The organism is Ferrimicrobium acidiphilum DSM 19497 (genome assembly GCF_000949255.1).
GTDB classification, from domain to species: domain Bacteria; phylum Actinomycetota; class Acidimicrobiia; order Acidimicrobiales; family Acidimicrobiaceae; genus Ferrimicrobium; species Ferrimicrobium acidiphilum.
Genome location: NZ_JXUW01000043.1, coordinates 1 through 19548 on the forward strand (window position 1 = coordinate 1; position 19548 = coordinate 19548).

Consider the following 19548-nt stretch of genomic DNA (forward strand, 5'->3'; position numbering starts at 1 on the left):
CACTCCCCCAGCCTCATCGATGTAGCCACGGGGGAGGAGGAATTCGTATTGGGTCTTCACTGGTGGTCTTACTTCTTTCGCTCGAGCTTCTCGTACTGGAGGGTGATCGTCTCTACTGCGACGTCGTTGGCGGAGGCCTCTAGGCTGGCGAACTCGATCTTGGAGGGCCAGGCATCGTAGAAGTTCCAACGTGCGGTCTCGGTGAGAGCGGAGTCATAGACTACTACAGAGCCGTGACGACGAGGCTTGGTACGGGTGGTGGCGGTCATGCCCTTGGTGCGTAGGTCGTTGAACCACTTCCAGATGTCGTCGTTGGCAGAATCAAGAGGAGCGATCCGCTTCATGGTGAGTTCACCATTCCACTTTGGCTTACTCATCACTTTGTGTTGGACGAGCTGACCCTTCTGGGTGCGCTCGTTGAAGTCAGCGACCTCGATCTCTACGTTTAGACCATCAACGCTGGTGACGTTGGTGACGAATGCACTGTCGATCTCGATGTAGAAGTTGGTCGTCGTTAACGGGTCGTTCTTTAACAGGTTGAACTGTGCCATATGGGTACTCTCCTAGTCCTTTGGTTAGCTGGCTACTTGCTTTTGTTGGCTAATACGGAAGATGACGAACTCAGCGGGCTTTACCGGTGCGATACCGACCTCGACGACGAGGCGGCCCTCATCGATGGAGGCGGGTGGGTTGGTCTCTGCGTCGCACTTGACGTAGAAGGCCTCCTCTGGTGAGGCACCAAAGAGGGCACCATCTTGCCAGAGTCCACCCAAGAAGGCGTTCAGGGTTCGGGTTACTCCCTCCCAGAGGCCGACGTCATTGGGTTCAAAGACCGCCCACTGGGTTCCATCCAAGATGGTGGTCTCGACCATGTTAAAGAGGCGTCGAACGTTGACATAGCGCCAGTCACTATCGGAGGAGAGGGTTCTAGCCCCCCAGATCCGGATCCCTCTGGTGCCAAAGGGGCGGATGCAGTTGATCCCGATCGGGTTTAGGAGCGACTGTTCGTTCTTGGTGATTGGACGCTCGATGTCAAGACAGCCTCGGATGGTGTCGTTAGCTGGTGCCTTCCATACTCCTCGGGTGTCGTCGGTGCGAGCCCATACACCTGCGACGTGACCAGAGGGAGGGACAAAGACCTCGCTTTGGCCGTTGGTGCCAGCTGGGTTCTCTACCTTGATCCAGGGGTAGTAGAGGGCGGCAAAGGCGGAGTCATACATAGCTACATCAGAGCGCCACTCCTTGATCTGTTGTACGCTCATGCCTGGGGGAGCATCAAGGACTGCCATCCGGTTCCCTTGGAGTTCGCAGTGGCCAATGAGTGCGGTCTGGACCGCCTTCCACATCGCTAGGTCTATGGTGCCGTCTGGGCGGGTAGCTGCGGTGACTAGATCGGGGACGATGACCATGGTCACCTCATCGGCGATCGATAGCCCGTTGATGCCGGTACGAGCGGTCTCTGAGCCGGTGAACTTCTTACCGGTGACTGGGACTGGGAGTGGAGCTGGGGCGACGAGTGGGTAGGTACCGGGCTTCATGACCTCGATCATGTTCGCTAGGTCGACATCGTCTTTCAGGTCTAGCTTGACCTTGACCTTTGTTGAGGTTGCATTGACGACGGTTGCGATATTGCGATCCCCGGGAGAGAGGGTGAGGTTGTCAAAGGACTCAACCTGGGTCCCGTTCAAGAGTACGTCAAGGTCAAAGGGAGAGGGTCCCTCCTCGTCAGACTCAGCGGAGCGAATCACGACCGAGATCGGGGAGCCAGGATCGATGCTCTCTATGGTCACTGGGGTTCCAAGGGCACGATCGGCGGCTGGTAGTGCAACCGTCGAGGGCTCGTTGGAGGGCTCGGTGTTTGGGATACGAACGATGTAGGCGATCGAACCTCCGTTTTGGAAGTAGCCATAGACAGAGAGCGGGAGCATGTAGCCGTTGACAAAGCCACCGTAGAGCTCTTCGAACTGGGTCCAGCTGGTTACTAGACGGGGTTTGGTCCCCTCAGGGTCGGAGGGATCGTCGGTCGGTGCAACCTCGGTAAAGCCAACGAAGGCGGCTATAGCGGTTGCAGCCGCACTAAGGCTCTTTTGAGAGGATGGAACCTCTTCAACATAGACCCCAGGAGCGGTATAAGTAGGCATGGTAGTAGAACTCCTCTCATCGGCAACAGTCTCAACGGCAACAGCACACGTGGTCACCGATAGCTAACCCTTGTTGTGAGGAGCTATGCGATTACCCACCCAAAGCCGGAAGACCCACCAGAGGAGGAGATCCCCTAGATGTATTAACCCCCTATAAAGGGATGACCCCCTAAATGAAAACCCCGGCCAGTTCTGGATTATATCTCAAGATAAGGGGAGTGTCAAGCGATTTAGAGGAGGTGTATTGATGGCTTGAGTTGAATCTAAACCACACCTCTAAGTCGAGCAGGATCAGTCACCGTCGCTACAACAGTCCAAGTGTACAAATTGACCACCTACGGATGATATCAGCTGAAGAGCGGAACGCCCTCGAGGCCGGTCGCTCGCTTCAACATCGCAGTCGATATGCTGGACTTTAGTGCATCTAGACCTCTCCCAATCTCGCCATACCCAACGGCTAAAGCTACGAGGTCTCACAATGGGAGACCTCGGCGACCTCCATGCATACCGCTCACTGGAGTCCACCTGTCGCTACATTCCACCTGAGCCAATGACGCGGGGCGAGATCGAAGAGCGACTCGAGACTCGCTGGGCGACGCGTTCACTCTCCGGTGAGGGTGAAGGCCTACTTATCGGCGTCGAACACGTCGCATCTTCTGTGGTAATCGGCGATATTAGTCTCCAGCTCACGAGCGCCAATGACCGCAACGGAGAGATCGGTTGGGTGCTCAACCCTAAATATTCAGGAAATGGATACGCCACTGAGGCCGCGCACGGCGTACTCCATATCGCCTTTGATGAACTTGGAGTTCGGCGATTAGTAGCACGAATCGACGCCCGTAACCAAAGTTCACTCAGGTTGGCAGAACGACTTGGAATGCGCCAAGAGGCCTACCTGGTCGAGAATGAACTCTTCAAAGGAGAGCTGACCGATGAGGTCGATTATGCGCTACTTAGCCGTGAATGGGAGAGCCAGCACCTGGCTGGTCGATGCGCTTTCGGTTACAAGCCGGCGTCCCCTTCGGTCTAGCGCTCCTCGTCTGCGGCGATCCCGATCACCAACCCGTCAGCCTTCATCGCCGGTGAGGAGGTCAAAAAGACCGGAACTCCATCGACTGGGGTGGTGATCTCCTCGAGCGTCTCGCCGAAGAGGTCGCTGACCGTACCGACCACATCGCCGGCGTGGAGGTCGTCACCCACGCTAACCGAGGGCGCCCACCAGCCTTGTTGACCGGAGCGGAGCCAGACAAAGCGATGGAGATGGCGAACGGGTAGATCAGGCTCGATCGCCTCTTCGGGCTCGTACATCCCCAAGTAAGCGACGGTGCGCGCCAAACCCCGAAGGTGATGTTCGATCGCCTCGGACTCGACCAGACCACGTCCGCCAGACTCGGCGATAATCGAGGGTATACCAAGTCCACCAGCTATCTGCGAGGTGGCACCGGTCACCGCTGGATCCAACATGGGTTGATGAATGGCGAACGGGAAACCATAGGCATCCGCAAGGCGGCGAGACTCGTCCTGTACCGGCGAGTCATCATAGATGGTGAAACGAAAGAGATCCTCTACCATGTCTCCAGCGTGAAGATCGATGAAGTAGTCCGATCCCTTGATCAACTCCTCGGTCACAAAGTAGGCGAGCGCATCCGAGTAGCTCCCCTCTGGATCGCCCGGGAAGCAACGGTTGAGATTCTTCTGATCACGCGGGGAGACGAAAGGGCTGCGCTCGTAGAACGAATCAAGATTTAAAGTTGGAACCGCCCGAATCCGTCCACCCAAACGAGAGCGATCAATACCGTTCACAAAGGTTCGCACCGCCTGTTGTGAGGTGTACTCACACCCATGCACGCCAGCCACCAGCGTGAGCGTCGGCCCGTCTTTGGCTCCATGAAGTTCAACGTAGGGGATCTGCAGGTGGGCAATCGAGGAGATGTCGCTGTGGAGGAAGCGCTGTTCCATCGTCTATCGCCCTTGTGCCTGTCGGGTTAGATAACACACCCCTACGAAGGCCCGGTACAGAGCGAGAGGATCGTCACCCTTGATCGCACACGCCCTAACATCGGTTCGTTCTACGCCAGCGATCCAACTTGCTAGCTCAGCCTGATCTGCGGTCTGAAACGACATCGAGATCGTAGCCGGAAGATCGATCGCCGGAAGATCGATGCCCGTGGCAGCCTCGACGGCTCGTTCGGCCGCATCGGCCACCAGCTTGTGGGCAACGTGGGGATGGAGGTTAGCTGCGGCGAACCTAGTTATCGACTCCTTCACCTGAACTGTGATCGCCTGCTTCATGAGCGGTTGAGCCTGTAGTGCAGTGGCACGATCACCACTGATGAGTCCAATCGGAACCCGATGGCCAAGGGCAACGAGAGCATTGACACCACTCTCTCCGACCTCGAGATCATTCACCCGCAGTTCGGTGAAGACCGCAGGATTGTAGCTATGCGACATCACAGAAGCCACACCAGAGATACTGCCGTGGTACCCGATGAAGAAGATAACGTCGAACTCAGCGGTCAGGCCCTCCATCATGTAGCCGGGCTTATGAGCTCCAGAGATATAGGTAGCATCCCCGTGCAGCAGTCTCGGATCGAGGTTCTGCATTCGGTAGTGAGCGTCGTTGACGACAAAGTCAGTCGCTCCAGCCTTCAGGGCGCCATCGATGGCGGCGTTGATCTCGGCAAGGGTGAGCTCTTGGCCCATTGCAACCGCCGGACCGCTGCCGGTACACTGATCCCAGTCGACGATTCCTGAGATCCCCTCCATGTCAAAGCTGATATAAACCCTCACTTGGTATGCTCCCTTTCTCTCTTCACTGCTTCCTACAACCGATCCCTCTCGAGGCTTAGCGAAGCGTTGGCCAACCAACGGCTATGCCGAGACTCTTAACCTTTGACTGGAACGTAGGTCCGAGGAACTAACCTGGCGCCGTCAGAGTCTGTCTCTCTGATCGCGTACATCGTCTCCGCCTTGGTAGAGACGGCAGCGTGACGTCCATCCGCAGCCAAAATGACGATGTGCATTATGAAATTGTTGGAGGAGTCAACTAGATCTTCAAGGTCACGAATAGCGGTGATACCTGCGTCTTCTGGACTCATTCCGTCGGCGAGATAACGGACCACCATTCGTGCAGTGGAGGCACGGATGGAGAGTTCACCGAAACCGGTGCAGGCGGCGGCTCCGTAGCGCGAATCACAGTAGTTCCCAGCTCCGATGACCGGTGAGTCTCCTGCCCGACCGGGCCACTTCCATGCCCAACCACTCGTCGAGACCGATGAGGCCATCGACCCATCGTCAGCGAGGTAGAGGAAGTTGACGGTCCCAGCTGCCTTCTCCGGATCTGTCGTGAGCGCCATGACTCGGGTCAATGGGTCCGCAGCCTCCCCCGGATCGAGCTGTTTTACCGCACGCTCCCAGATAGCTTTGGCCGAATCGGTGAGAAGGTCGGCCCCCTCGGCGCCAACTTCGTGGGCAAACTTGGCAGCACCTTCTCCTACTAGCAGTACGTGAGGCGATCGTTCCATAACCGCACGAGCCACCGAGATCGGATGGCGATAGCCCGCAAGCCCAGCAACACAACCAGCGCGACGCGAGTTGCCGTCCATGATGGAGGCATCGAGCTCAACGACTCCCTCGAGGTTCGGGAGTCCCCCGGTGCCGACACTATGGTCATCGAGGTTATCCTCAACAAACCATGCGGCGCGCTCGACGGCGGTTATGGGGTCTAATCCGCCTTCTATATCTGCCCACACCCCATCGATTCCAATGGCTCCATTGGCACTCGCAATCATCAACACTATCCAGTCGTTCCTTTCTTGACACTCAGACGCCCCTAGGCCACGAAGGCCCAGAGGCGTCAATTCGTACTCACCTCAAACTCTAACCAACCAACTACCTACTTCGTGAAGTACCAATCCTCTGGGGTGATGTACTCGTAGGGACTCTGTGGAGTTGCACCATGGAGGTTGGTAGCAATCTCAGAGAGTTGCACATCAGTCTCTGGCTGGTAGATAACCGGGAGGTTTTTGGCCATGTAGTTCTGATAGGCATTAAGCGCAGACTGTGCCTGCGTACCAGATGAGGTCAAGGTACCCGCGATCAGGGTATTGGCGGTCGACGAGCTGTAGCTACCGTCGTTGGAGCCAGCCCCCGCAGCGAAGAGGGTCTCGCCGGATGGGTAGTAGTCAGGAGAGTAACTCCAGCCGCCTCCCCAGTTGGCCATCTCCCACGAGCAAGCAGCCTGTGATGGAGTACAGGCCGCTGAGTAGCTGATCACACCGGCAAATGGTGCTTGGCTGAGGGTGATCCTGATACCGGCCTGCGCAGCCGCAGACTGGAAGGCGGTCATCTCCTCGGTCGCAGAGGTGATACCAGAGATATACTTCAACGTGAAGTTCATCGATTGGCCTGCCTTTACCCCAGATCCACAAGCGTTAGCTCCACTACCAGCGGTTACGCAGGTCATCACGCCACCGGCCATCTTCCAGCCATGCGACACAAGAAGCTTCTTGGCATTGGCTGGCGAGTATGGATACTGAACCGTTTTTGAGACAGAGTCAGCAAACGGATTAGCTGGCACCGTTGGGACCGGTGAGTAGGTGGGAGTTCCATAACCCTTCAAGAAGGTACTGATCCACTGCGGCTGGTCAACCAACTCCTCGAGGGCTTGACGAACATAGAGCTGCTTGAAGATCGGCCCCACCGTCGGGTTGTTGTAGTTAATCGGCATGTAGTTGAAGCCGAAGATCTGCCATGGAACAAAGTTATAGCCTTCGCCAGCAACCCTAGATTTCTGCGGCAAGTCACTCACCGGCAGATAGCCGTAACTGATACTCTTGCTAGAGCTCAAGACGTTGAACTCTGCAGAGTCGGAGCTAAACGGGAGTTCCACAAATTGGGACAGCGTCGGTTTAGGCGAGCCCGAGTACTTGGTGTTGGGGACGAATACCGCCTTACCCTGGGTGGTGAAGCTAGTCAATCTCCACGGACCATCAACCACCTGCCATAGCGGATTAGTGGCATAAGTTGAGAGGCTAGTAGAGGCGGCGTTTAGGAACTTGTAGACCGCCTGTGCTCCTGCGGTGGTCAAATCTGGAGCGTTAGTGCTGGTCGCGCTTGGAGTAGGCGCAGATGCCGAGGTCTTGTCCCAGGCGAGTGGCAACGGAACCAGCTGCGAGAGTTCGTTATAGGTGAACCAGGTTGGACTGTAGGACTTGTTCAACTGCATCACAAAGGTAAGCGGCCCGGTCGCCTTGTAAGAGACGACGTTGTCAGGAAAATATCCTGGCACGTAATCGAACCACTGACTGGTATTCGCCTTCAGCAGGTTCATCCAAAACACCAAATCACGAGCGTCGACAGTCTCGCCGTTCGACCATTTCCAGCCCTTCAGCTGAATGGTCACCGTCATGTTGTTGTTCGAATAGACCGGTGCGTTGGCGAGCGACTGTGAGTAGTTGATCTCTGCCTTGCCATTCTTACCAAAGAAGTAGAGGTTCCTGAACATCAGGTTGTCGAACTCATACAGGTTCACGTTCGACTCGTTTGCCCCGCTCATGAGCGGAAAGATATAAGTCGGTGGCGACAACGGCTGCTCCGCGAAGTAGGCGGTACCTCCCTTTAGCTTCGTGGTAGTCGACGATGACGATGAGTTGTTCGGACTCGAAGCGGTCGACCCACACGCCGCCAGCAGCATAACGCTCGCAGCTGAGATAGCCGCAAATTTGATCCAACTAGAACGCATTTTCAGGTTCCCCCTTTTCCTCAGCACCCCTGCCGTGGTATCAGTGATACTAGCGGTTCCTCAGCAATACTGTAATCATCTTTACATTCTGAGTTGACAAATTTACTTTACTTTCATAAACTGGGGACAAGATTCGCGCACGGCGACAGCGAGGCGCCAAGGACCACGATAGAGCGGAGTAGAGCTAGGACTCAGCCAGCAGCAGTTGACCGGTGATGACTTGTCAACCTCGTCCGTCAAATCAAGCGCTCTGACCTGCCGATTGACACTCGAAACTACGAGTCCAACCTAGACCGAGACGGGAGACGAGATATGCAGATGACCATCGTTGGTGCAGGAGCGATAGGTGGAATGATCGGGGCGCACATGGCGGCCGCAGGTCACGACATCACCCTATGCGACAGCGACCATGCCCATATAGATGCAATCCGTGCCAACGGCCTCACCATAGAAGGTCCAGTTGCACACTTCACCGTCCACCCAAAAGCGATCTATGCCGAGGAGCTTCAAGGAACCCACGAGTGCATCGCCGTGGCGGTCAAAAGTCACCATACCGAGGCGGCTGCCGCCCTCATCGCCCCGCATCTCAGTTTCGATGCGACACTTCTGACCATTCAGAATGGCCTCACCCTCGAGACCTTCACCCGCTTTATCGATCGCACCCAGATCGTTACCGCCTTCATCAACATCGGAGCCGACCTGATGGCGCCTGGTCTCATCAAGCAGGGCAACATAGCTGCTTTCTACGTCGGCGAACCCTTTGCTGATGCGGTAACTGATCGCGTTCGTCGACTGGTAGAGGCTCTCCCGTACGCGCAACCAACCGACAACATTCTTGGCTACCTTTGGGGCAAGGAGGCCTATGGTGCCATGTTGTATGCAGGAGCGGTCTCCGATCTCTCGATCGCCGATTCGCTCTCCGATCCTCGCTACCAAGACCTCATGATCGCCATCGCTCAAGAGGTGCTCGACCAAGCCCCTGTGAAGCCTGAGGGTTTCGATGGTTTCGATCCCCAAGATCTAGAGGGATCCCTCGTACGCCTAAGCGCATTCAACGCCAAAAGCGCTAAGTCGCACAGTGGGATCTATCGCGATCTTATGGTTCGGCGGCGTCCCACTGAGGTGACCGATCTACTTCATGACCTCAAAGGACCACTAACCACCCATGTTGGTCGGCTCATTCAAGCAATTGAGCGAGGTGAGCGAACGTGTGAGGTTGCCAACCTCGATCTCATGAACGCCTACTACCGTGCGCATCGCTACGCTGAACCGCTTCATGCCGTCGTTCGCTACCTCGACGCCCCTTTGCGTGCACCCGAAGGGCCACTCCACGGATACCAGATCGCGGTCAAGGACATCATCGCGATCGCCGGCGCTCCCCTTGGTAACGGTAACCCGGTTGACATGGCTGGACCACCGTCCACCGTCGAGGCGCCAATCGTCTCGATGCTTCGCAGCCTGGGTGCAGACATCTTCGCCACCACTTCACTGCTGGAGTACGCCTTGGGTTGCCCACACCCAAACTTGCCAGATGCGCGCAATCCAGTAGCCCCTGCGCTCACCGCCGGGGGTTCGAGCGGAGGCTCTGCGGTCATGGTCGGCGTCGGGGCTGGAACACTGGCGCTCGGAACCGACACCGGGGGCTCGGTACGCATTCCTGCACACTACTGCGGCGTCGTCGGCTTCAAACCCAGCTATCAACATCTCCCCATAGGAGGTATCACACCACTCTCGCCGTCCCTCGATCACGTGGGCATCTTGGCCACCGACGTCGCAACCGCCGCGCTGTGTTACCGAGCCTTGACCGGTGCCATCGCAACTAGCGTCGCATCCGCTGTGCCAAGACTCGGCTTCATCTCCAACCAACTCGACACCGATCTCCTCGACCCCACCGTCGCCGAGGCGATATTAGGAGCCTTGGCTGTACTCAAAAGCGCCGGTTATGAGATTGTCGAGCTCGACGCAGAACCCTTTGACCAGCTCGACTTGACCTTTGAGACCATCGTCGGCTATGAAGCGCTCCAGATTCATGGCCCCCAGCTCGAGCTCGATCGCGAGCACTTCGGTGAAGAGACTGCACGCGTACTGACGTTAGCCCGATCCATCACCGAGGCTGATTACCATAATGCGCTACGCCAACGTGCCATGGGAGTTGAAGCAGTCACGGCCGGCACGAAAGACATCGACCTGATCATCGGACCCACTGCCCCGATTGTTGCGCCAGGACAGAATCCCTCGCCTGACACACCCGAGGGTTACCTCGAAGGGGTGATGACACGCTGCTACAATCTGACCGGACAGCCCGCGATCTCGATCCCCATCCCTGGATCTCGGCTGCCAGTTGGCCTGCAACTTGCAGGTGGCTTCGGCCAAGACCTCGCACTTCTTGCTTGGGCGACCACCATCGAGGAGTTACTGCAAAAGGGGTAGCCAGCTGCTACGTCCTATTAGCCAGTTGCCACGCTCTTGATCCATGCCTCCACGACGGAGGCAGCAACCCCCAGCGGGACTGCCCCTTGGCCGAGGATCACTCGATGAAAGCCTCGGATGTCAAAGGTCGAGGCTAGCCGTCGCTCAGCCTCGCCACGAAGACGACGAATCTCCCTACGGCCAACCAGATACGCAGTCGCCTGACCTGGCCAACCGATATAGCGATCGATCTCATTGGTAACGTTGGCCATGTTGGTAGCGGTATTCTCCCACATGAACTCGACCGCTCGTTGTCTCGACCAACCATAATGGTGCATCCCTGTATCGACCACGCATCGTGTAGCTCTCAAGGCGTCAAAGGAGAGCATCCCGAGACGTGCGAGGTCACCACTATATAGACCCATCTCGTCGGCGAGGCGTTCGGCATAGAGACCCCAACCCTCTACAAAGGCGCTTACCTCTGCATCGAGGTACCTCCGGAAAGTGGGTAGCTCTTGGAGGGTCTGTGCGGTGGCTATCTGTAGATGATGGCCGGGCACACTCTCGTGGAACGCCAACGCCTCGTACTCATAGCGAAATCGCTCGGTGGGGACGGTAGTTAGAACACAGTGGGCGCCTGGACGGGATCCATCATCTGAGGGTCCGCGATAGTACGCGAGCGCAGCATTCTCGGCCTCGGCCGCTGAGATCTCCTCGATCACACAACTAGCAATCGCTCGGTCGGGAAACCACTTCAAACGCTCACGCTCTGCCGCCGCGAGCGCCCGCGTTACCACCTCAACAATCTGGGTGCCATCCTCAAAGCGCAGCGTCGAGTCAGTGCGCAGACGATCGAAGAGAGCCCGTCGGTCTGTGATCCCAAACAAACGGCCACCGATGGTAGCCCACTCATCGTCGAGCTCAGCCAGCGTCTCTAACCCCAAGTTATGGATCTCCTCAGCGGTCATGGCGGTCGTCGTGTGGCGAGCAAGTGCTCGATGATAAAGGGCGTCGCCATCTTCAATAGAGCCGAGTCCGACCTCGTGATCAGCTCGAGCATGGATCAGTGGACCAGTGGCCAGATAGTCGCGCAAGGAGGCGATAGCAGGCCGAATGCTCTCGTGCACGAGGGTTCGAATCCGCTCGCGGACACCCTCTAAATCTTGGGGCAGAGCCACGTTGATGAATAGATCATGGGCGTCATCGAGTGCTAGATGTCCGTCGAGCTGAGCTATCGCCTGACGAACGCCGGCGGCGGTAGAGAACTGGCGGGCCTCATCAGCCTGGCGATAACGTTCACTAATGGTGGCAAAGAGGGCAGGCAATCGCGAGAGTCGCTCGAGATAGTTGTCGACTCCGGTACGATCTACAATCACCGCTGTCGGAACAGTCTGGAAGATCCTTGCCTGAGGAGCAACATAACCCCCTGCCGAGATGTTGCGGGCCCATAGCTCGTCCTCAAGATCCATGCCCGCACTCCATGCAAGTGCCTCCATGACCTCAAGATTCACCCGTTCATCGAAGGTCAAGTTCTGGAGGCTCTGCTCATCTCCAAGCAGAGCCTCGATCCGCACTCGCAGCCCTCGATAGCCTGAAGCCGTCGCGAGCTCTCCCTCGCGACTGAGGTCTGGGAGCGCAGCATCGAAACCACGAAGACCAAGTTCGGTAGCGGTCAGCGGATCGCGTCCGTGCTTATGAGCAAAGAATGCTTCATTGAGACTGGCAAGCTCTTGCTGGACTCCGTCGATCATAACTATCCTCCAGGTCTATCTTTAGTGCTCAATGATTGGAAAAGTGCATATACCGGTTCTTCTGCACGATTCCATTCATCCTATGGCCAAGGTGTGCAACCAGCCCCACCATTGACAAACTCCATCGATAATTGAAAGCAGTCCGACTACAAAACTTCCTGGCTCTAAGTCGCCCATTGAAGGCACCGAGACTCAATCAGTGATTCCGCTGCTGGTTTTATGTTGGCAAGACAGAAGGTGATCTGGAGCGGAGAATGGTAGTTGCCAGACGAATGAGTGTGCGATGGTTGGTATGCTCATTCAATTTTGGCTGACCTTGGTGAAACCGTCTCTGCGTCTACTGCGTATCGTCTCGAGCGAGAGCTAAACCGTGGCTGGGCCAAGCATCCCGAGGATGTTGGGGTGCCTAGAGCATCTAAGATTATGGGATTCTTGCCCGTGCTATCCTCTCACCCGGTGGCCTGGGACTCACGGCTCGAGAGATGATGGCGACCGGTTTTGGCAGCTCAACCACCGCGTCACGCTCGGCTAGCGCGTAGCGTTTCTCTGTGCGTTGTTGCGATCAAGACAACCAGAGACTGTGTTTGATCCTATCGAGGCATCGCGTGTTTCTGAGCTAAGAGCCGGCTGCGGTAGGGTGCAAAGATTAGCTCTTAAGCCTCGGGGGGCAGTCTTGGGCGACCAGTATCAAGGCGGGACGCAGTCCCATGTATCGAGGTGCCAACAATTGGGGAAGGTTCTGTTCTATCAAGCTGGGGAGGATGGCACTCTGTCGAAAACAACTAGCATCGGAACAGGTATGGCACGATTCGATCGGAGTGAACAGCGACGCACGATTCTAGGAGGCGGTCTTTGGGTCTGGAGCCTCCTCTTCGTGGGTTCTCTCGGTGCAGCGATCATCATGACGTTGGTCTACCCCTCGCACTCCACCAGTCGCGAGGTTGGTGCTGTGATTGCGGAACTAGTTGCAGCGCTCAGTTGGTTCGGCATTGGAAAGCCGGTGTTCGTCCAACTTGGACGCTCGAAGACTCGACTCTGGGTGCTGATCGGATCGCAGATCGTTATTCTCGCCATCTCGTCCTCGCTCAATCCGAACACTGGCTACCTCTTGATGCCTGTAGCAGCGTTGGTCTATGCCATATTGCCGCTGCAGCTTTCGTTGCCGAGTGTTGCTGTGATCGAGGGCATGGTGGGCTTTCTTTCGCACTACTTTGCGCGGCCGTCGGTTTCGTACGTAGTGATCGCCGATTGGTTTGTACCGACTTTTGTCGCCGGCTCCTTTGTCGCCATCTTTATCTCTCGACTCCTTGACCAACAGGCGAATCTCTCGCGGAGCCTCAATGAGTTGCGTGTTACCCAGGGCAGACTCTCTGAACTCTATCGCCAAATTGGCGAGAATAACGAGCGAGAGCGGCTCGCGGCGCGTATTCACGAGACGATTGCACAACAACTTATTGGCATTTTGCTGATCGTGCGTGGTGGACAAGATGGTGCTATCGACGTCGAGCTAATTGAAGAAGCGGCACAGACCGCTCTCGATGCGGCGCGAGCGGTCATTCGAGAGGGGCAACTGCCAGCTACAACGCTGGCGTCGGTCGCCGATGAGGTGGAACTGTTGAAGGACAAGCTCCAGTCCAGTGGCGTTACCTTGATCGTGAAGCACTTTCCTTCTACCGAGTTTCTACTCGATCCGACAACGACTGAGTGCATGACCCTCATCCTGCGAGAGGTCGGAAACAATATCATCCGTCATTCGAAGGCGAGAACTGCTTACCTCGATTTTGTCGAAGAGGAGGGGTCGCTTATCGTCCTCGTTGAGGATGACGGCGTAGGTTTCGAGGCCGAGGGGACTGATCTCCGCGAACACTTTGGGCTTGAGTTGATGCGGCGCAGAGTTGAGCAAGTCTTCGGTGATTTTAGTATCAAGAGCCATCGAGAGACCGGAACACAAATCAAGGTTCGGTTGCCAAGATGATCAAAGTTGTGATTGTTGATGACCATACCATCGTACGACGTGGACTGCTTGGCATCTTGGCAAAGGCTCCTGATTGTAAGATCGTTGGTGAAGCTGCCGGTATAGCGCAAGCGAAGCAGGTTATCAGCGCACAGCTACCAGATGTAGTGTGTTGTGACCTCAAACTCCAAGATGGCGACGGCGCTAGTCTGGTTGCTTGGGTGCGCGATAGGACCGAGGCTAACGCGCTTGTGCTGACGACCTATGATGAACCAGCTTTAGTTCGTTCGGCACTCGCGGCGGGGGCAAAGGGTTATCTCTTGAAGGATGTGGAGGAATCGATTCTCTTCGATGCGATCCGGCGAGTGGCGACTGGGCGAAGCTACTATGCAACGGCGGTAAGCAGCAGGATCTCGCACGATCTGCTCAACGATGCTCTCCTTACTCAAAGAGAGCTCGAGGTGCTCACACTCGCGGCCTCCGGTGCCACCAATACCATTATCGGTGGGGTGCTCGGTATTAGCGAGCCAACCGTGAAGACTTATTTCGCGCGTATTTTTGGCAAGCTTGGTGTGAGTACCAGAACACAGGCGGTGGTGGCCGCCATCGATCACGGCTATCTCGACCGAGGTGCTATCTATCGCTAGTAGTCGTCGAGTCGTCACGTCAAAGATAATCGATGTCTCTAAATGCTTGCAACCTGCTCGTTCTAGGGCGCATCCGAACCCACTGTTCACACTGCTGGCTTTGTCACCATCGAAACGCTTGTAATCATGTCGGCTGGCCAATTAGGACGGTGGCGAACGCTGGCCTGAGGATCAAGCGCTAGGGTGCTGTTGCAAAAGAGCCGCATCGGCGGAGCCTAGCGCGCAAAGGAGAACTTATCATGTCTCGACCAACCATCCCAGTGGCACTCGTCACGGGCACAGCACAGGGGATAGGTCGCGCTGTCGCCGATCAGCTCGAGGCGGATGGACTCCAGGTGCTACGCACCGATCGTGAGGAGATGGACGTTACCGATGCCGAGTCGGTAGAGCGCTTTGTGGCCTCTGCACCCCCTATTGACGTATTGGTTAATAGCGCTGGTGGAGTTCTCGGCCAAGTTCATCGGCCACTAGAGGAGGTAAGTGACGCGGATTGGCGGGCTGTCATCGACGTCAACTTGACCGGCACATTTCACTGTGTACGCGCTGTGGTAGCCGGGATGAAGCAGCGAGGATGGGGTAGAATCGTCACCATCTCCTCGGGCGCAGGAAGAAGCGTATCCCTCACCGGAATCCAGGCCTATGCTAGTGCCAAGGCTGCTCAGATCAACTTCACTCGCCAGATGGCCCACGAGCTTGGCCCTTATGCGATCACCGTGAACGCCATCGCACCCGGCTTTGTGCTCTCCAATCCGACGACGATCGCTCAGTGGGAGTCCTACGGAGCTGAAGGTCAACGCAAGCTAATAGAGGGGATTGCGCTGAGGAGACTTGGCGAGGCAGCTGACATTGCCAATGGAGTTTCGTTCTTCGTATCCGAGCGTGCCAGTTGGATCAGTGGTCAGACGCTCTCGATTGACGGCGGAAGTGCGCTGTTCTGAGCGTGACTGCGTCTTGCACGGTCCGGCGAGCACATCTTCAAGCAACCTGGTAACCGAACCATTTCCCAGCCAGTTCAGTTCGCTGGTCACGTGGTTCATTTGCAACCAAGTTGCGTTCAGCCGATTCAGCCACAAACACAGGGCGGACTGCCTCCAAATCGACAATGCCGATACGAACAGGTCGCACTCACATCGGGTACTCGACGACGGTCGACGCTGGATGCACCGGCGGGAGATGATAGCCGGCTGAAGCTACAGAACGTTTGCTAACAGTTTTAAACCTTCATCCAGGCAGATCATAGGAAGCCATGTATTCGACCACGGATCAGCCATCTTGAGGGGACCGGGCTAGAAGGTCGCTCACCTCATGGGCAAGGCGCCAACCGGCACCAAACCCATCGGCAACACTGTACGAGCGCTCCTCGGCTCGTCTACCTTCACGAACACCAACGAGGGCTTGGCTTCGCAGTGTATCTCGGCCAGCCCAAGATCCATCTAACAGATCGGCTGTGTGCAAGGTATCTACCAGCAGCACATAGATTCCTCGCAGCAATCCGAAGTGAGGATCGGCGGCCAGCACCGTTTTTCACTAAGACAACGAGGAGGTAATCACCCTCACCCGTCTAGAGACGGAGTTGGCTTAGAAATCAGTCAGTGGAAGCACCATTTGCGGCTTAGCAATAATGTGATCATCTCTTAGTGGATGTACCGCGGTGCCGATGGAGAAGAACTCTGTGGTGTGTCCACCCCACTGATGTGGCAGCGCGAGCAGCTTTACACCAACGATACCCTCGGCGTGCAACGCCTCGGCCTCAGCCTGCATCCGGCTCATCGCTAGCTCTCGGGCGTCATAGAGCGCCTCAGTGAAGACCGGAATCTCTGTGTTTTGGCCAAAATTTCCCATCGACTTCAGCATCCCCTGATGGGCTATATGGTATACACAGGTCCCCATAACCATTCCCAGAGGGGCATAACCGGACTGGAGCAACGTCCAAAAGTCTTGTCCACTCAAGTCCGAAGTAAATGGGCGCCCGCCGCTCTGCCAATTGATTGAGGTATCGTCAGCCTTCACGGCTGTACCCACCGCAATGAACTCGGCAATATCGTTACCGAACTCCTTGAACTCTACGTCAAGGCGAACGCCCACGATGCCGTCTGCTCCAAGCACCTCAGCCTCAGACTGCATCCGCTCCATCGCGAGCTCCCGGGCATGATACATCGCAGAAGTCAACTTGTCGAGCTCTTGGTTGCTACTCCATCGACCCACTTGGATGCCGACATGGTAGATAGAGGATCCAAACACCAGCCCCAAGGGCCGGAATCCGGCCTCGCGAACGAGTAAGAACTCATTGACCGATAGGTCCGAGGTGAACAGGGAGGTGGACTGCCCTGGCCGCATCTCCTGGAGGCGCCGAATAGCGTCCTCAGGCACCCCTAGCTGTTCTGGATCGAGGGTCTCTTCAGCCATGTTGTTATGCTCCTGTCTTTCTTGACTTCAGATAGATAATCGAAAGGGGTTGCATGCGTGTCTCCGCTTGACCCGACTGTGCAATCGTTGTGCCCACTACGCGAACCTCGCAAAGATGATCGGAGTGGCCCTGTCCCATCTCGTTTCGGAAAATGTTGGAGTCGAGAGAGTCGATGATCATCCCAACCTCATCCTTGGGCTTGAGGTGTCGTCGTAGGCTCTGCCGGGCAGAAGAGCGAGCCGAATTAGCGAGATCACTAAAACCAGTCAGCTCGGCATTTGGCGCGAACATCGACCCCTGGGTCAACGTGTTGTAATCGTCGTGACGCACCGCCACCGTAACCTCGACAAGCAACCGAACCGGCATCCAACCATGGTGTAGCAACTTCGACACATCTTGGCCATCGAGATGGGTGGTAAAAATATCGCGACCATGGTGGTCCTTCACGACAGTAGATCGCACCGCAGTGCCCATCGCCATGAACTCAATAGCTCCGCCTTCGAAACGACGTTGGGTGAGTTGCACTCCTACGACACCGTGAGCATTGACCGCCTTCGACTCGGTGAGCATGCGGTTCATCGCCACCGTCCACCCGCGATTAATCACATCGACGTAAGGTTCATAACCTCCATAGAACTGCTGGCCTCCACCCATTCGTACACCTGACATACCGGCATTCATGCCAAAGGGTGTTCCATAGCCCTGGTTATAGACCCCACACGAAGGCATCACTGCCCCATAGGTGCTGAGCACCACGCTTCCCATTACTTCGCTCACCGGTCGATAACCCACCGACTCAATGCCAGTATTAGCAGTTATCGAAAGGAGCGATGATCGCAACGAAGAGGCAGCTGCCGATTCTACACGGCGTTGTGCGGCCGGCGGTAAACCCTTGCCATCCCAATCTGCCACGCTGTCACGACCTCCCCTAATCTAGAATTAGGTTACCACACTCATACCACAATGCAAAGGACGTTTCAGCAAACTGTCAGGTCGCCGATGGCGAGCATCAACTCAGTCGGCCTCCAACACATAGGTAGCAATTGTGAAACCTTGACTCGCGAGTGGTCCATGAGTCGCTCGACGAGAGGAGTGCAGCCGCCAACCAAGATGCTCATAGATCGCAGCTACCTGCCCGATCTCTACCACAACTCGCAGGGTTGGCAACAACCCACGTAGCCGTAACTCATTTACTCCATACTCCAAGAGTGCCTTTCCTACACCGCTCCCCCGAACCTTCGGAGCGACAAAGAGGCGAAATATCTCACCAACCTCTGTCCCATCACTGAGTTGGGAGAACTTCAAGCCGACATGGCCCAACAATGTGTTACCATCCAACGCCACCCACGCACCCAAAAATTGCTCGCCGGTCAGCCATGCAATTGGATCACTTGGCCAGACCACCGGATAGTCGTCTTGCTCATGTATTTCAGCCAAGACGGTGATGCATTCGGTGAGATGGCTTGCGTTGCGAGGGAGAATCCTATATGTCACAGCCTGCCATGGTAGTCCTCATCACCTCCCGATCCTGGAGCAAAGAGCAAACCTCTGCCGGTCCGTGATCGGGCGTCCGAAGCCGATGTTGCAAGTGACCACTAGCTTTTGCAGTAGCCAGAGTCCTAAAGACGTGGCTAGATCCCTTTCTCTAGCGTGTGGCTGACTCTAGAGATGTGGTTGATGACGACAAAAACAGGTCACCACCAGAAGCGATAATGAGATCGAGTTCGTGACCGTTAACAACTGGTCATCCGCAGCATCACTAGGTGTAACTATTCAGGTCACCACCGAGAGTCGGTCGGGTGAAGCTGCGAGGGAAGTGTTTCTCGGTCGCTAGGGCGAAGCGGTTCAAGGGTTCGTAGCGCGTCTCGGACAGCAGCTTCGTTGTGTCTCTGTCCGAGGAACGTCCAAGGTGCAGTCGGGCGCTGGTTGCATACGTTCTAGCGGATGCCGGTAGTGAAGGCTCCCCCGGCTGGACACACGCTAGAAAGTCCTGTAGCTTTGGTGCTGTGAACCAGATCGGGCAACCATCCAGCGAGAGTATCGTCACCGAGAGCGTGGCGGCAAACAGTAGGCAGGCATCGAAGAGCGCAGACGGTTCTCTTTACCGCTATGTTGGCCGGGAGTTCACCGAGGTGGAGATGGAGATAGTGCGCACCCTCTGTTTGGACCCGGCGTATCCTACCCGGGCATCAATCTCGCGGGCGCTCTGTCGATCCCTTGGGTGGACAAAGCCAGACGGTGGGTTAAAGGATATGTCAGCGAGGGTCGCACTCGCCAAGATGGCGGCTGACGGACTTATTACCCTACCTGCACCCACAGGGCCACAGCCAGTTCCTAGGAGGCACCTGGAGGCAACGATCGAAGAGGGCCCTATGCTGGCCTGCTCGCTTGGCGAGCTCGACTCTGTCTCACTTGTTAAGGTCGATACCCGCTCTGACTCCGCAACATGGAATGAGCTCATCGGACGCTTCCATTATCTCGGCTACACCCGCGCCT

At 56.3% G+C, this 19548-nt stretch carries 16 protein-coding genes and 1 pseudogene; 6 read left to right on the forward strand and 11 right to left on the reverse strand.

Annotated features, from left to right (window positions below; genetic code table 11):
• Positions 1 to 68: 68 nt before the first annotated feature.
• Positions 69 to 551 (reverse strand): phage tail protein, encoded by a 483-nt coding sequence (locus tag FEAC_RS13395; RefSeq protein ID WP_035390800.1) that lies wholly within the window; start codon positions 549 to 551, stop codon positions 69 to 71.
• A 24-nt stretch (positions 552 to 575) separates the two neighbouring features.
• The gene (locus tag FEAC_RS13400; RefSeq protein WP_035390834.1) at positions 576 to 2141 is read right to left on the reverse strand and encodes a phage tail sheath family protein; all 1566 of its coding nucleotides are present in this window, start codon (positions 2139 to 2141) and stop codon (positions 576 to 578) included.
• Between the two features lie 418 nt (positions 2142 to 2559).
• On the opposite strand from FEAC_RS13400, the gene FEAC_RS13405 reads away from it, so the two are divergent.
• Positions 2560 to 3171: a GNAT family N-acetyltransferase gene (locus tag FEAC_RS13405; protein WP_052566502.1), complete on the forward strand. Its 612-nt coding sequence runs from the start codon at positions 2560 to 2562 to the stop codon at positions 3169 to 3171.
• Here FEAC_RS13405 and FEAC_RS13410 read toward each other — a convergent pair.
• The 4 genes from FEAC_RS13410 to FEAC_RS13425 form a co-directional block, all read right to left on the reverse strand.
• The gene (locus FEAC_RS13410; protein ID WP_052566504.1) at positions 3168 to 4100 is read right to left on the reverse strand and encodes a succinylglutamate desuccinylase/aspartoacylase family protein; all 933 of its coding nucleotides are present in this window, start codon (positions 4098 to 4100) and stop codon (positions 3168 to 3170) included. The genes FEAC_RS13405 and FEAC_RS13410 overlap by 4 nt on opposite strands.
• A gap of 3 nt (positions 4101 to 4103) precedes the next feature.
• A complete protein-coding gene (locus FEAC_RS13415) occupies positions 4104 to 4931 on the reverse strand; it encodes a M55 family metallopeptidase (protein ID WP_035391574.1) in 828 nt (275 codons plus the stop codon).
• A gap of 95 nt (positions 4932 to 5026) precedes the next feature.
• Positions 5027 to 5932, reverse strand: a complete 906-nt coding sequence (locus FEAC_RS13420) for an isoaspartyl peptidase/L-asparaginase (protein ID WP_236684667.1) — start codon at positions 5930 to 5932, stop codon at positions 5027 to 5029.
• Positions 5933 to 6036: 104 nt separating this feature from the next.
• Positions 6037 to 7884, reverse strand: coding sequence for an ABC transporter substrate-binding protein (locus tag FEAC_RS13425; protein WP_035391559.1), 1848 nt, complete (start codon positions 7882 to 7884; stop codon positions 6037 to 6039).
• 318 nt (positions 7885 to 8202) lie between these two features.
• Between FEAC_RS13425 and FEAC_RS13430 the strand changes: the two genes are divergently transcribed.
• The gene (locus FEAC_RS13430; RefSeq protein ID WP_160290418.1) at positions 8203 to 10314 is read left to right on the forward strand and encodes an amidase family protein; all 2112 of its coding nucleotides are present in this window, start codon (positions 8203 to 8205) and stop codon (positions 10312 to 10314) included.
• A 17-nt stretch (positions 10315 to 10331) separates the two neighbouring features.
• Here FEAC_RS13430 and FEAC_RS13435 read toward each other — a convergent pair whose 3' ends face one another.
• Entirely contained in the window at positions 10332 to 12044 is a 1713-nt protein-coding gene (locus FEAC_RS13435; protein ID WP_052566510.1) for a DUF885 domain-containing protein, read from the reverse strand.
• A gap of 799 nt (positions 12045 to 12843) precedes the next feature.
• Between FEAC_RS13435 and FEAC_RS13445 the strand changes: the two genes are divergently transcribed.
• The 3 genes from FEAC_RS13445 (at position 12844) to FEAC_RS13455 (ending at position 15583) form a co-directional block, all read left to right on the forward strand.
• Complete coding sequence (locus tag FEAC_RS13445) at positions 12844 to 14019, forward strand: sensor histidine kinase (protein WP_152623270.1); 1176 nt, start codon at positions 12844 to 12846, stop codon at positions 14017 to 14019.
• Complete coding sequence (locus FEAC_RS13450) at positions 14016 to 14645, forward strand: response regulator transcription factor (protein WP_035391565.1); 630 nt, start codon at positions 14016 to 14018, stop codon at positions 14643 to 14645. Before FEAC_RS13445 ends, FEAC_RS13450 begins: the two co-directional genes overlap by 4 nt.
• 239 nt (positions 14646 to 14884) lie before the next feature.
• Positions 14885 to 15583 (forward strand): SDR family NAD(P)-dependent oxidoreductase, encoded by a 699-nt coding sequence (locus FEAC_RS13455; RefSeq protein ID WP_035391568.1) that lies wholly within the window; start codon positions 14885 to 14887, stop codon positions 15581 to 15583.
• 325 nt (positions 15584 to 15908) lie between these two features.
• Here the strand turns inward: FEAC_RS13455 and FEAC_RS13460 are convergent, their stop codons facing one another.
• The 4 genes from FEAC_RS13460 to FEAC_RS13475 all read right to left on the reverse strand — a co-directional run bounded on the left by FEAC_RS13460 (position 15909) and on the right by FEAC_RS13475 (position 18546).
• Positions 15909 to 16163 carry a hypothetical protein gene (locus tag FEAC_RS13460; RefSeq protein WP_035391570.1) on the reverse strand — a complete coding sequence of 85 codons (255 nt, stop codon included), beginning with the start codon at positions 16161 to 16163 and terminating at the stop codon, positions 15909 to 15911.
• A 60-nt stretch (positions 16164 to 16223) separates the two neighbouring features.
• Entirely contained in the window at positions 16224 to 17051 is an 828-nt protein-coding gene (locus tag FEAC_RS13465) for a heavy metal-binding domain-containing protein (RefSeq protein ID WP_201773920.1), read from the reverse strand.
• A gap of 4 nt (positions 17052 to 17055) precedes the next feature.
• Entirely contained in the window at positions 17056 to 17964 is a 909-nt protein-coding gene (locus tag FEAC_RS13470; protein WP_052566512.1) for a heavy metal-binding domain-containing protein, read from the reverse strand.
• Between the two features lie 102 nt (positions 17965 to 18066).
• The gene (locus FEAC_RS13475; RefSeq protein WP_052566514.1) at positions 18067 to 18546 is read right to left on the reverse strand and encodes a GNAT family N-acetyltransferase; all 480 of its coding nucleotides are present in this window, start codon (positions 18544 to 18546) and stop codon (positions 18067 to 18069) included.
• A gap of 512 nt (positions 18547 to 19058) precedes the next feature.
• Here FEAC_RS13475 and FEAC_RS13480 point away from each other — a divergent pair.
• Positions 19059 to 19548, forward strand: a pseudogene (locus tag FEAC_RS13480) (hypothetical protein); the annotation flags it as partial.

What these genes read in the sequence shown, in the direction of transcription:
- FEAC_RS13395 (WP_035390800.1), bottom strand. Translation starts at nt 551, where the DNA reads ATGGCACAGTTCAACCTGTTAAAGAACGACCCGTTAACGACGACCAAC.
- FEAC_RS13400 (WP_035390834.1), bottom strand. Translation starts at nt 2,141, where the DNA reads ATGCCTACTTATACCGCTCCTGGGGTCTATGTTGAAGAGGTTCCATCC.
- FEAC_RS13410 (WP_052566504.1), bottom strand. Translation starts at nt 4,100, where the DNA reads ATGGAACAGCGCTTCCTCCACAGCGACATCTCCTCGATTGCCCACCTG.
- FEAC_RS13420 (WP_236684667.1), bottom strand. Translation starts at nt 5,932, where the DNA reads ATGATTGCGAGTGCCAATGGAGCCATTGGAATCGATGGGGTGTGGGCA.
- FEAC_RS13425 (WP_035391559.1), bottom strand. Translation starts at nt 7,884, where the DNA reads ATGCGTTCTAGTTGGATCAAATTTGCGGCTATCTCAGCTGCGAGCGTT.
- FEAC_RS13430 (WP_160290418.1), top strand. Translation starts at nt 8,203, where the DNA reads ATGACCATCGTTGGTGCAGGAGCGATAGGTGGAATGATCGGGGCGCAC.
- FEAC_RS13435 (WP_052566510.1), bottom strand. Translation starts at nt 12,044, where the DNA reads ATGATCGACGGAGTCCAGCAAGAGCTTGCCAGTCTCAATGAAGCATTC.
- FEAC_RS13445 (WP_152623270.1), top strand. Translation starts at nt 12,844, where the DNA reads ATGGCACGATTCGATCGGAGTGAACAGCGACGCACGATTCTAGGAGGC.
- FEAC_RS13450 (WP_035391565.1), top strand. Translation starts at nt 14,016, where the DNA reads ATGATCAAAGTTGTGATTGTTGATGACCATACCATCGTACGACGTGGA.
- FEAC_RS13455 (WP_035391568.1), top strand. Translation starts at nt 14,885, where the DNA reads ATGTCTCGACCAACCATCCCAGTGGCACTCGTCACGGGCACAGCACAG.
- FEAC_RS13465 (WP_201773920.1), bottom strand. Translation starts at nt 17,051, where the DNA reads ATGGCTGAAGAGACCCTCGATCCAGAACAGCTAGGGGTGCCTGAGGAC.